General features: G+C 73.6%; 8 protein-coding genes. 4 read left to right on the top strand and 4 right to left on the bottom strand.

Annotated elements, in window-relative coordinates; genetic code table 11:
• The first annotated feature begins 46 nt into the window (after positions 1-46).
• The 3 genes from nadA (at position 47) to GA0070608_RS18005 (ending at position 3,492) form a co-directional block, all read left to right on the top strand.
• On the top strand, positions 47-1,246 hold the full coding sequence (nadA, locus tag GA0070608_RS18015; protein WP_091635405.1) for a quinolinate synthase NadA: 1,200 nt from the start codon (positions 47-49) through the stop codon (positions 1,244-1,246).
• Between the two features lie 208 nt (positions 1,247-1,454).
• On the top strand, positions 1,455-2,810 hold the full coding sequence (gene murA, locus GA0070608_RS18010; protein ID WP_091629535.1) for a UDP-N-acetylglucosamine 1-carboxyvinyltransferase: 1,356 nt from the start codon (positions 1,455-1,457) through the stop codon (positions 2,808-2,810).
• A gap of 73 nt (positions 2,811-2,883) precedes the next feature.
• The gene (locus GA0070608_RS18005; RefSeq protein ID WP_091629533.1) at positions 2,884-3,492 is read left to right on the top strand and encodes a DUF3043 domain-containing protein; all 609 of its coding nucleotides are present in this window, start codon (positions 2,884-2,886) and stop codon (positions 3,490-3,492) included.
• Positions 3,493-3,550: 58 nt separating this feature from the next.
• Here the strand turns inward: GA0070608_RS18005 and GA0070608_RS18000 are convergent, their stop codons facing one another.
• The 4 genes from GA0070608_RS18000 to GA0070608_RS32705 all read right to left on the bottom strand — a co-directional run bounded on the left by GA0070608_RS18000 (position 3,551) and on the right by GA0070608_RS32705 (position 6,852).
• Positions 3,551-4,513: an ABC transporter ATP-binding protein gene (locus tag GA0070608_RS18000; RefSeq protein WP_091629531.1), complete on the bottom strand. Its 963-nt coding sequence runs from the start codon at positions 4,511-4,513 to the stop codon at positions 3,551-3,553.
• Positions 4,510-5,325, bottom strand: coding sequence for an ABC transporter permease (locus GA0070608_RS17995; RefSeq protein ID WP_245715825.1), 816 nt, complete (start codon positions 5,323-5,325; stop codon positions 4,510-4,512). The genes GA0070608_RS18000 and GA0070608_RS17995 overlap by 4 nt, the downstream gene beginning before the upstream one ends.
• Complete coding sequence (locus GA0070608_RS17990; protein ID WP_091629529.1) at positions 5,318-6,169, bottom strand: ABC transporter permease; 852 nt, start codon at positions 6,167-6,169, stop codon at positions 5,318-5,320. Before GA0070608_RS17990 ends, GA0070608_RS17995 begins: the two co-directional genes overlap by 8 nt.
• Before the next feature lie 524 nt (positions 6,170-6,693).
• Positions 6,694-6,852 (bottom strand): hypothetical protein, encoded by a 159-nt coding sequence (locus GA0070608_RS32705; RefSeq protein ID WP_176733752.1) that lies wholly within the window; start codon positions 6,850-6,852, stop codon positions 6,694-6,696.
• 3,309 nt (positions 6,853-10,161) lie between these two features.
• Between GA0070608_RS32705 and GA0070608_RS34325 the strand changes: the two genes are divergently transcribed.
• Complete coding sequence (locus GA0070608_RS34325; protein ID WP_091635399.1) at positions 10,162-12,474, top strand: WG repeat-containing protein; 2,313 nt, start codon at positions 10,162-10,164, stop codon at positions 12,472-12,474.
• The last annotated feature ends 51 nt before the right edge of the window (positions 12,475-12,525 follow it).

The following is a 12,525-nucleotide window of genomic DNA, read 5'->3' as shown; positions in this document are numbered from 1 at the left end:
ACCGGTGGAGGCTGCGGCCCGGCCGCTCTGTGGGACCATGGGGCACGTGACTTCGACCTGGGTGGAACCCTCCAACACCGCGACGGCACTGTTGCTGCTCGGCCGGGGCAGCGACCCCGCCACGGAGCGCGGCGTCGAGTGTCCGGGTGACCTGCCTGCGCCCAGCGACCCGGATCTGGTGGCCCGGGCGAAGGCTGCGAAGGCGGAACTGGGCAGCAGGGTCTTCGTGCTGGGGCACCACTACCAGCGCGACGAGGTGATCCAGTTCGCCGACGTGACCGGTGACTCGTTCAAACTGGCCCGCGAGGCGGCGGCCCGGCCCGACGCGGAGCACATCGTCTTCTGCGGCGTGCACTTCATGGCCGAGAGCGCCGACATCCTCACCTCGGACGCGCAGAAGGTCATCCTGCCGGACCTGGCCGCCGGCTGTTCGATGGCGGACATGGCGGTGCTGTCGCAGGTCGAGACCGCCTGGGACGTGCTCACCGAACTGGGCGTCGCGGCGCAGACCGTACCGGTGACGTACATGAACTCCTCGGCGGACATCAAGGGCTTCGTCGGCCGCAACGGCGGCGTGGTCTGCACCTCGTCGAACGCGAAGCGGGCGCTGGAGTGGGCGTACCAGCAGGGGTCGAAGGTGTTCTTCCTGCCCGACCAGCACCTGGGCCGCAACACGGCGGTGCTGGAGATGGGCCTCTCGCTGGACGACTGCGTCCTCTACGACCCGCACAAGCCGAACGGCGGGCTCACCCCGGAGCAGCTGCGCGACGCGAAGATGATCCTGTGGCGCGGGCACTGCTCGGTGCACGGCCGGTTCACGCTCGACAGCGTCGACGACGTGCGAAAGCGGGTGCCGGGGGTGAACGTGCTCGTCCACCCGGAGTGCCGGCACGAGGTGGTCACCGCCGCCGACTTCGTCGGTTCGACGGAATACATCATCAAGGCCGTCGAGGCGGCCCCGGCCGGCTCGGCCTGGGCGGTCGGCACCGAACTGAACCTGGTCCGCCGGCTCGCGCTGGCCCACCCGGACAAGCAGGTCATGTTCCTGGACAAGGCCGTCTGCTACTGCTCGACGATGAACCGGATCGACCTGCCCCACCTGGTCTGGGCGCTCGAGGAGCTGGTGGCCGGCCGGGTGGTCAACCAGATCACCGTCGACCCGGACACCGCGCACCACGCCCGGGTGGCGCTGGACCAGATGCTCGCCCTGCCCGGGGCGGACACCCCGCCGCCGACACAGAGCTGATCACGGTCAGTAGCGATACTGGTACGGAAAAGGGTTCGATCGCCGATAAGTACCCTCCGGGACGATGTGACCGGGTCCATCTCCGTCACCGAGGGCTATGCTGCCGGTGCGACAAACTCACGCGGGCCGACATGGCCGCATTCCGGGTAGCGATGACTATCGCGAGCCCCACCATCAACACGGCAGCACCGACGCGCTGGAGGTTGCGTTGACCGACGACGTCCTGGTCGTACACGGAGGCACTCCGCTCGAAGGGCGGATCCGCGTGCGCGGCGCGAAGAATCTGGTCTCGAAGGCGATGGTCGCCGCACTGCTGGGTGACAGCCCGAGCCGACTGTTCGACGTGCCGAAGATCCGTGACGTCGAGGTGGTCCGCGGCCTGCTCGGCCTGCACGGGGTCAAGGTCACCGACGGCGCGGAGGACGGCGAGCTCGTCTTCGACCCGGCGAACGTGGAAAGCGCCAGCACGGACCAGATCAACGTGCACGCGGGCTCCAGCCGGATCCCGATCCTGTTCTGCGGGCCGCTGCTGCACCGCCTCGGCCACGCCTTCATACCCGATCTGGGCGGCTGCCACATCGGGCCGCGGCCGATCGACTTCCACCTCCAGGCGCTGCGGGAGTTCGGGGCGACGGTCGAGAAGACCCCGGAGGGGCTGCACCTGTCGGCGCCGAACGGGCTGCACGGCACCAAGTTCGCCCTGCCGTACCCGAGCGTCGGCGCGACCGAGCAGGTGCTGCTGACGGCCGTGATGGCCGAGGGCGTCACCGAGCTGCGCAACGCGGCGGTGGAGCCGGAGATCATCGACCTGATCTGCATCCTGCAGAAGATGGGCGCGATCATCAAGGTGCACACCGACCGGGTCATCGAGATCCAGGGTGTGCCGAAGCTGCACGGCTACACGCACCGGCCGATCCCGGACCGGATCGAGGCGGCGAGCTGGGCGGCGGCGGCGCTGGCCACCCGTGGCCACGTCGAGGTGCTCGGCGCGCAGCAGGCCGACATGATGACCTTCCTGAACATCTTCCGTTCCGTCGGCGGCGAGTACGAGGTCACCGACGCCCGGCCGCCGAAGCTGGGCGACGCCGGCCAGGAGGGCGGCATCCGGTTCTGGCACCCGGGCGGCGAGCTGAACGCCGTGGCGCTGGAGACCGACGTGCACCCTGGCTTCATGACCGACTGGCAGCAGCCCCTGGTGGTGGCGCTCACCCAGGCCCGCGGTCTGTCCATCGTCCACGAGACGGTCTACGAGCAGCGGCTGGGCTACACGGAGGCGCTCAACTCGATGGGCGCCAACATCCAGGTCTACCGGGACTGCCTGGGCGGTACCCCGTGCCGCTTCGGCCGGCGCAACTTCAAGCACTCGGCGGTGATCGCGGGGCCGAGCAAGCTGCACGCCGCCGACCTCGTCATCCCCGACCTGCGGGCCGGTTTCAGCCACCTGATCGCCGCGCTGGCCGCCGAGGGCACCTCCCGGGTGTACGGCGTAGACCTGATCAACCGGGGCTACGAGGACTTCGAGGCGAAGCTGGCCGACCTCGGCGCGCACGTCGAGCGTCCGTAACGTCGACCACTCCCGTACGCGCCCGGTGCACCGCGATGTGCACCGGGCGCCGTCGTGTGGCTACCCTTTCCACGTGCCGTCGTTGTTTCGCCGCAAGTCCTCCGCCCTCGTCGACGAGGCCGTCACCCCGGTGACCCCCGACGAGGAGTCCACGCACGCCCAGTCCCGGGGCTACACCCCGAGCAAGAAGGAGCTGGGCAGGGTCACCCCGAAGCGGCCGACCGCCGGCCGCCGGCCGGCCGGGCCCACCAAGCCGCTGACCAAGGAGGAGCAGCGGGAGCGCAAGCGCCAGCTGCGCGCCGAGGCGGCAGCGGAGTTCCGCACCGAGGGCGGCCCCCGCGACCGCGGCCCGGAGCGGCTGCTGGCCCGCAACGTGGTCGACTCCCGGCGTACGGTCGGCACCTGGTTCTTCGGTGGGGCGCTGATCGTGCTGATCGGCTCGAACGCCGCGATGCCCCCGATCATCCGCCTGGTCTCCAACGTCCTCTGGGGCGCGCTCGCCCTGGGTGTGGTGATCGACTCGGTCCTGATCTCGCGCAAGATCCGCAAGCTGGTCCGGGAGCGTTTCCCGAACACCGGGCAGCGGATGGGCTCGCTCTACCTCTACGCCATCATGCGGTCGATCACGTTCCGCCGGATGCGTGCCCCCGCGCCCCGGGTCAACATCGGCGACCCGGTCTAAGCCCTGCCGCACCGACGGCCCCTCCCGCCCTGCGGTGTGGGGCTGTCGCCGTCGGGCGTCAGCGGCTCCGGTAGAGCCGGGTCACCACGTCCTCGATGTCCGGCTCGACGATCGAGACGTCCCGCAGCGCGCCCAGCCCGGCCAGGGCCGCCACCACCTCGGCCACACCGGCCGACTCCAGCGCGAAGACCAGCCGGTGCCCGTCGGCCTCCTGCCGGTGCAGGGGCGCGCCGGGCAGCACCGGCGGCGCGGGCAGCGGGGCGTCCAGGTCGGCGACGAGCAGCCGACGCGACCCGTAACGCTCGTGCAGCGCGGCGATCGACCCGTCGTGCACCACCCGGCCGTGGTCGACCACGACCAGGCGCCGGCAGAGCCGCTCGATGTCGGCCAGGTCGTGCGTGGTGAGCACCAGCGTCGTGTCCCCGGCCCGGCCCAGCTCGCCGAGGAAACCTCGGACGGCCTGCTTGCTGACCACGTCGAGGCCGATGGTGGGCTCGTCGAGGAAGAGCACCTCCGGGCCGTGCAGCAGGGCGGCGGCCAGCTCGCCGCGCATCCGTTGCCCGAGGGAGAGCTGCCGGACCGGGGTGTCCAGGAAGGGGTCCAGGTCGAGCAGGCTCCGGCAGCGGCGCAGCCGGGCGGCGTGCGCGGCGGCCGGCACCCGGTAGACGTGCCGCAGCAGCGCGAACGACTCCCCCAGTGGCAGGTCCCACCAGAGCTGCGAGCGCTGGCCGAAGACCACGCCGACGCGCAGCGCGAGCCGGGTGCGCTGGGCCACCGGACGCAGGCCGCAGACGCGTACCTCGCCGGCGGAGGGCATCAGCACGCCGGTGAACATCTTGAGGGTCGTCGACTTGCCGGCGCCGTTGGGCCCGATGTAGCCGAGCATCTCGCCCCGGGGCACCCGCAGGTCGATCCCGTCGACGGCGGTGACCCGCCGCTTCTCCCGGCGCAGCCGGCCGGCCCGTACCCGGACGGTGAACTCCTTGCGCAGCCCGTCGGCCACGATCACGTCGTCGCTCATGACCCCGTACTCCGGTAGTGGCGGACCCCGGTGCGCCAGGCCGCCGCGGCCCCGGCGGCGGCGACCAGCGCGACGGCCGGCGCGGTCCAGCCGACCCACGCCGGCAGGCCGAGCGGGTCGGCGCGGCCGAGCAGCGCCAGCGCCGGGTGGTAGCTGACGAAGGCGAAGCCCAGGCCGTACGCGAACAGCGCGCGGAACCAGCCCTCGAAGACGGTGATCGGGTACGAGGTGAAGTCCCGGCCGCCGTAGGTGACCGAGTTGGCCAGCTCGCCCGAGTCGACCCACCAGAACGAGACGGTGGCGGTGGCCACGAAGACCGACCCGAAGAAGACCACACCGGCCAGCGGGGCGAGGACCACCAGCAGCGCCCGCGCCGGGGTCCACTCGACGTCGGCGGAGCCGACCGCGACGACCAGCACGGCGAGCCCGAAGACCGCGCGGGACACCTTGCGCAGCGGCAGGTCCATGAGCAGCAACTGGGGCAGGGCGCCGAGCGGGCGGACCAGCACGGCGTCGAAGAGCCCGGTGCGCACGTACCGGGGCAGCCGCTCGATGTTGCCCACCAGCAGGTCGGCGACGGCGAACGCGCACGTCGAGAGGCCGACGATCACCATCGCCTCGCGCAGCGTGAACCCGCCCAGCTCCCGGGTCACCCCGAAGATGACCAGCACGGTGAGCACGTCGAAGATGGTGGACCCGACATTGCCGACCACATCGATCACGAACGAGGTCCGGTACGCCGTCTGCGCGCGGGCCTGAGCGCCGAGCAGTGCCCGGTACGCGGCCAGTGCCCCGCCCGACGGATCAGCCACCCTGCACCACCAGCCGGCGTTCCGCGCGGCGCTGCACCAGCCGGCAGGCGGCCAGGATCAACACCGCCCAGGCGAACTGGAGCCCGACCAGCCCGACCTGGGTGCCGGTCGCATCCCGCTCGACCAGCACGTCGAGCGGGGTCTGGAGCAGGCTCGGGAAGGGGGTGCCCAGCCACAGGACGAGCTGGAGCCACTCCGGCAGGAAGCGCAGCGGGAAGTAGAGCCCGGCGAGCCCGCCCGAGGCGAGCACCCAGAGGATCAGCGGTCCCCGGACGTCCTGCAACCAGTACGCGGTCGCGTTGACCAGGAACCGGCAGCCGAAGCAGAGGACCACGGCGAGGACGGCGGAGAGCGCGAAGATCGGCAGGGTGGACCAGCGGTGCGGCAGGTGGACCTCGAAGAAGATCGGCCCGATCAGCACCGGCGGAAGGAACCGGACCAGCGCGGCGTGGCCGGCCCGGCCCAGGTCGGCGGCGAGATGGCTGGTCACGGGGTGCACCGGCCGGAGCAGGTCGCTGGCGACGTCGCCGGTGCGGATCCGGTCGGCCAGCTCGGTCCAACCCCAGAGGAGGACGACCGCCAGCAGGCCCTGGCCGACCCAGACGAAGGTGGCGAGCTGGCCCCGGTCGTACCCGGCCACCGTGCCGGCGGCGCCGGCCGCCGCGAGCAGGACGTAGCACCGCAGGAAGCCGAACACCGAGTTGGTCACGACTCCCGCCACCGACGCCTGCCGGTACGTGGCGTAACGTCGAAAGCCTGATCCGGCTATAGCCTTAAATGTCCGGAACCATAGGATAACGTTTGAGGCGTTGGGCGGTGCCACAGTGGCGGTGAGCGAGCCCACGCCGCTACCCTCCTTCCGCAGCCACGCCGTACCGGAGGGGGCGACTCTACCGGCACGTGGAGCGCCCAGCGCGACAATTTCCAACGAGGTGACATCGCCGTGAGCGAGCGGACCCGAGCCGGCCACCGGGGCGCCGCCGTGGGCGGGCGGACGCCAGCCGGTCACCCGGGCACGCCCAGTCGACGGCGGCGCAGCACGGGCATTCCGCCTACCCTCCGTGGCGACCAGCGAGCCTCGACCCCGCCGCCGCGAACCTTCGCCAGGGCCAGTACGACCGCCGACAGGTCAGCCGGATGAGCCGATACACCGACAACTGGCACAACTCCGCCGAACCGGCCTGGATGATCGAGCCGACCACCGAGTGGCACCCGCAGTTCCCGGGCCAGCGCTACGCGGGCGACATCGGCGTCGAACACGCCCCGCCCGCATCCCGGGGCCGCTCGGCCGTCGTCGGCCGGGCCGAGGTGCCCCCGCTCGCGCCGACCCGGCCGGACGGGACCTACGTCGGCCGGTCATGGGACGACCTACCCGACGGCCGGCCCGGTCGGCAGGACGGATGGAACGGTCGACCGGACGGACTCGACGCCCGACGACCCGGCGACGAGTCGTACCGCCACCCGCACGCCGAGCCACGCCGGCAGGACGACGACCGGCAGTGGCCGCCCCGGCAGGAACCCCCGCACCGCAACGACCGGGGCGGATTCGACGCCCCCGGCCGGCCCGTCGACTCCCCCCGACCGCGCGAACACACCGGTCCCGACCGCTACGACACCCGCACGCCCCGCTACGAGCCGACCGGGCGGGACCGCCCCGTCTCCCCCGCCGGCAGGTCCGAGCCGGGCTGGCTCCCGGAGCCCGACGAGGACGCCCCGCCCCGCCGCTCGACGGCGTACGACCGCCCGGACGCCGGCTACGACCACCGACCGGATCCGGGCCACGACCGTCGGGCCGAACGCGGTCACGACCGTGCGGCGGCGGCCGGACCCGACCGTCGGCCGGAGACACCCGACGAGCACCAGTCGGACGGGCGCCGGCCCCGCTACCAGTGGGGAACCCCGGCCTCGGAGCCCCGCCCGACCGACGGCCAGCGGGAACGCCCGACCGACGGCCAGCGGGAACGCTCCTCCGGGGCGCAGTGGGAGCGTCCGTCCGACGCGCAGTGGGACCGCCCGGTGGGCGCGCAGTGGGACCGCTCAGGTTCTCAGGGGGACCGCTCCGCAAGTTCTCAGGGGGAGCGTGGCCACGGCGGGCGGGGCCGGGAGTCCGGCGTACCCGGGGACGGGTGGCCGCGCCCGGATCGGGCTACCGCCGGGCAGCAACCGGCTCCGAACGGGCAACGGCGGCAGCAGGAGCCGGACGAACGCCAGCGGGCGCACGAGGCGGCGCGGGCCGAGACGTACCCGGAGCGGGGTCCACGCGGGACAGCCCGGCCGGACGCCTATCGAGGGGCCGAGGCGCACCGGGAGCCCCGCGGACATCCGCAGCAGGACGGCGGCCTGCCCTGGCCGCCGCCTGGCCCGGTGCGGCCCGGTTTCGACCGGGACGCGACGCGGCACGCCGAGCCCCGGCGGCCGGTCGAACCGGTCGACCGCTCCCGCCCCCACGACGCCGCGACACCACCGGTCCCGCCCGGGTACGACCAACGGCGACCGTCCCCGGCCTACGGCGCCCCCACCTCCGGGCCGCCGGCTCCAGCGCCGGGCACTCCAGGGCCGGGCACTCCAGGGCCGGCGGGCTTCCGGGGCCCGACCGGGGACAGCGCGGTCCCGGGCCGCCCTGTCTTCCCCGCGCCGCCCCACGACCTGCCACGCTCCGACCGGCCCGACCCGGCTGTGCCGCTCCGCGGTCGGCCGGTGTCGCCTGCCGCTCCCGCCCCCGTGCCTGTGTCACCCGCAGGCCCGATCAACAGCCTGGTCTCACCCGCCGCCCCCCGTTCCGGGCAGACATCGCCGGCAGGTCCCGTCCCGGCCCCGGTGTCGCCGGTTGGTCCGGCCGCCAGTCACCCGGTGTCGCCCGCGGGCCCGACGAATCCGGTGGCCAGTCACCCGGTGTCGCCCGCGGGCCCGACGAATCCGGTGGCCGGCCACCCGGTGTCGCCTGCGGGCCCGTCCCCCAGCCGCCCGGCTGGTCCGGTAACCAACCACCCCGTGTCGCCAGCGGGCCCCTCCGCCGGCCGGCCGGGATCACCGGCGCCTGGCACCGACCGGCCTGGCTCCGCCGGCCCCGTCACGGATCGCCCTGGCGTGCCGGCCCCGCCGGCTCCCGTTTCGGGTGTCCCCGCGCCCCCGCCAGCGTCGGTCGACGGACCATCGGCCGCCAGCCCCCGACCGGCACAGGCGCCCGGGGAGCCGTTCCCACCCCCCAGCAGCACGCAACGCCCTGCCCCCGAGGACGACGCCACGCCGGTCTCCGCGCCTCCCGCCTCCCGACTTCGCCTGGAGTTCCTGCCGGCACCGGAGGCGACCACGAACACCGCATCCGGCCCGGCAGCGGCATCCGGCCCGGCAGCGGCGTCCGGACCGGACCGGACGGCGACCGCCGACACGGTGTCCGGCCGGGCTCCAACACACCCAGGGCCGACCCAACCGGACGAATCGACGCCGCACCCGGGCGCCGGACCCGGCGTGGCCCGGTCCGTGACGCAGCCCTCGGCCGCCACGCCGGCCCGGCCGCCGGCCGGCCATCCGACCGAACCGCACCGGTCGACCGAAGGCCAGGAAGCCGCAGTCACGACCGGGCAGGACGCCGCGGCACCGCAGCCGGCCATCGCGCCCGACAGACCCAGGCGGTACGTCCCGCCACCGTCGAGCGACCCGCCCATGCCGGCCACCCCGCCACGTCCCGAGCCACCCGCGCAGGGCGGGCCTGACGCTTGGTTCCGACCTTCCCGGCCCGTGGCGCCCCCGACCGCGCCGGACGAGGCTAGGCCGGCCCCTGGCCTCGACGTGCCGATCCCGAAGCCCGCCGACGAAGGTCCCTCGTCGCCCGCGCCCGCTCATGACGACTCCGCACCTCCGGCCGAGGCCGTCGCTGTCCCCGATCAGGTTTTGCCGGCCGCCCCGCCCGTGTCCACCCCACCGGTCGTGCCGGCCCCGCCGACGACGCCAGCATCGCCTGCGGCCTCCGTACCCGCACCGGTGTCCGGTCCGCCCGCCGGACAGGTACCACCCACGCCCAACCCCGTGTCCAGTCCGCCCACCGGACAGGTACCGCCCACGCCCAACCCCGTGTCCAGTCCGCCCACCGGACAGGTACCACCCACGCCCAACCCCGTTTCCGGTCCGCCCACCGGCCCAGCCTCCGCGTCCGCCCCGACAGACCCTGAGCCTTCCGTTCCGGCCTCCTGGACGGTTGAGCAGCCGGATCCCGCAGACCCGCGGCCGGGCATCACACCGTCGGTGCAGCCCGTCTCCGCACCGTCCGCCTCACTCGCCACCGCCCCATCCGCGCCGCCCGAGGAGTCGGTCTCCGTACCGCCTGTCCAGACCGACTCCACGTCGGCCGCGCCGCGCCCGGTCTCCGCGCCTCCGGCCCACCCCGTGGCGGTACCTTCGTCCGTCCCGCCGGTTCCGGCACCGGTCGTTTGCCCCGTGCCGGAACCACCGGAGGAAGCAGTACAGGCCCACCCGGCCACGCCCGATGCGGATGCGGCGGATCGAACAGCTCCGGATGCGGCGCCACGGCCCGGATACGCGCCGCCGCCCCTCGATGCCCCGGCCACACACGAGGCCGACCACGACGCCCCCGCGTCGTACGTCCCCCGCCAGGAAACTCCGGCACCTCACGACCTTGGCACCGGCTCTCCGGACCTGGGTGTCTTCGACACGGAGACCCCCGGCTCCCGCGTGACCCGAACCGAGACCGACCGGTTGTCGTCTGTGCCGGCCGACGAGTTGCGGGCAGAGGTGCCCTCCGAACCGGGTAGAGCCAACACCGAGACCTCGGCCGCGCCCGGACAGGTCGCGACTCCGACATCCGAACCCGTCGAACGGATGCCGAACGCCTCGGCTGAGCCCACGGGTGGAACACCATGGTTGTCACCGAAAGCCTTTGACACCCATGGTGTTCCACCCGTCACGACCGATCCGCGTCCGGTCTCCGCGCCGCCTGGTGGCACTGCGGTATTGGTGTCAGCACCAGCGGTCTCCCCCGTCGCCAACTCTTCGACGGAACCGGCGGGGGCGTCCTGGACCGGGTTCAACGGCGAGCCGCCGACCGGGACGAGCGAGCCGATCCCGGCCGCACCGACGGCACGACCCGTCTCCGCACCACCTACCCAGTCCAGCTCCGCACCACCGGCCCAGCCCGTCTCCGCACCAACGGCGCGACCCGCTTCCGCACCACCGGCTGAGCCCGTCTCCGCACCACCGGCTGAGCCCAGCTCCGAACCGAGGAGCCAGGCTTTATCCGCGCTGGCGGCTGAGCCCAGCCCTGCACCGAGGACCCCGCCCTTCTCCGCTCTGGCGGCTGAGCCTGTCGCTACGCCGCCCGTCGCGTCCGCCTCGTATTCGCTGGCGCGGGCCACCTCCGGCACCGCCGCGCCACAGTCCGAAGCGGTGTCGGGCCCGCTGATCGAGCCGGTCTCCGCACCACCTGCCGGAACGGCGCCAGCCCCGTACACCATTCCTGTCGCCGCGCCGCCGGCACCCGATGTCTCCGCCCTTGCCGAGCACGCCGTGCCGGCACAGCCGGTATCCGCGTCGCCTGTTCCGCCGCCAGCGACGCAGGCTGCCACCGCGCCACCTACGGACGTGTCGGAGCGGCCAGGGTCCACGCCATCTGTCGTGCCGCCCGCCGCCACACCACCCGCCGCCGCCCCATCCACCGCCACACCGTCAGTCGCCGCACCGTTGGCTGGGCAGGTGCCACCGACGGACGCGGAACGGCCGACCACGCCAAGCACCACCGGACCGAGTACCGCCGGACCGAGTACCGCCGAAACGGGCACCGCCGAGCCGGATACCGAGTTGCCCGGCGGGTCGCGGGACGTCGGACGGTTGAGCGCGGCGCAGGGTGATCCGGAGCAGGTGCTGTCGAGCTACCGCTGGCGGCTCGATCCGGCGACCCTGCGGGAGATCGTGGCGGAGCCGGACGAGTTCCGGACGATCCGACGGCGGCTGACCGAGAAGCTGGGTGCGGCCGTGGACAACAAGTCGCGCGCCCGGCTGCTCAGCCTGCGGGCGGTGGTGTCCCGGATCCTCGGCGAGCTGGACGATGCCCTCGCTGACGGCCGGCTCGCGCTCACCTACGCCGAGGCCACCGGGGAGTTGCGGCGTACGGCGGTGGCCCAGGCGCGGCTGGCGCACGTGTTGCGCTGGCGCGGTGAGTTCGTCGAGGCCGACCGGCTCTTCGCCGAGGCCAACTGCACCGAGTTGCCCGAGCGGCTGCGCGCGGTGCTGCACGAGCACGCCGGGCGGTCCTGTTACGACCAGGGCCGGCTGATGGAGGCCTGTCACCACTTCGAGCGGGCCCTGGACCTGCGCGGCACCGAGGATTCCGAGTTGCAGGCCCGGATCCGGCTGAGCCTGGACGCGGTGGCGGAGCGGGTCGCGGAGACGGGCTTCGGACCGTACCCCCGCAGCCGCGAGGAGGTGCTGGAGCATGACCGGCCCCCGGTGCCGGCCCGCGACGGCGATCTCTGGGGTTTCTCCGACCCGGACGGCGACATGGTCATCGCGGCCGAGTACGCGCAGGCGCAGCCGTTCCGCGACGGGCTGGCCTGGGTGCGGTGCCCGGAGACCGAGCGGTGGTCGCTGGTCGACCGCACCGGTGCCACGGTGCTCGAACCGTCGTACCCGGTGGTCCGGCCGTTCTCCGACGGGTTGGCCTGGGTGTCCGACGGCGACGACGCCGGCTGGGTGGCGATCGACGCCACCGGCGAGGTGGTCGTGCCGCACGGCTTCGCAGACGTACGCCCGTTCCGGCGCGGCGTGGCCGTGGTCCGCCGGGACGGCTGGGGTGCGGTCGACCGCAACGGCCGGATCGTGGTGCCCACCCGGCACCACGGGTTCCCCACCGTCCTGGCCGACGGCCGGTACGTCGAGGGTTTCACCGACGAGGGGCTGGCCGTGGTGGACGTGGCCGGCCGGCGTGGCGTGGTGAACCGGGCCGGGAAGGTGCTGGTCCCGCCCACCCATCCGGCGCTGGTCATCCACCCGGTGGCGTTCCTGGTCGGCGACGGCACCGGCCGGTGGGGTGCGCTCGACCGCCGGGGTGAGCCGCTGATCGAGCCGGTGCACCGCGACCGCGAAGAGGTCGTCGCCGAGATCGAGCGGCTGCTCGTCGACACCAGCCCCGTGCTCTGAGCGACACTGGCCCCGCCACCAGGGTGGTCATGATCCGCACGGGCTAGGGTC

The organism is Micromonospora peucetia, from assembly GCF_900091625.1.
In the GTDB taxonomy this organism is placed as follows: Bacteria; Actinomycetota; Actinomycetes; order Mycobacteriales; family Micromonosporaceae; genus Micromonospora; species Micromonospora peucetia.
Note: the sequence above shows the minus strand (reverse complement) of the source record. Positions and strands in the feature narration are given on the sequence as shown.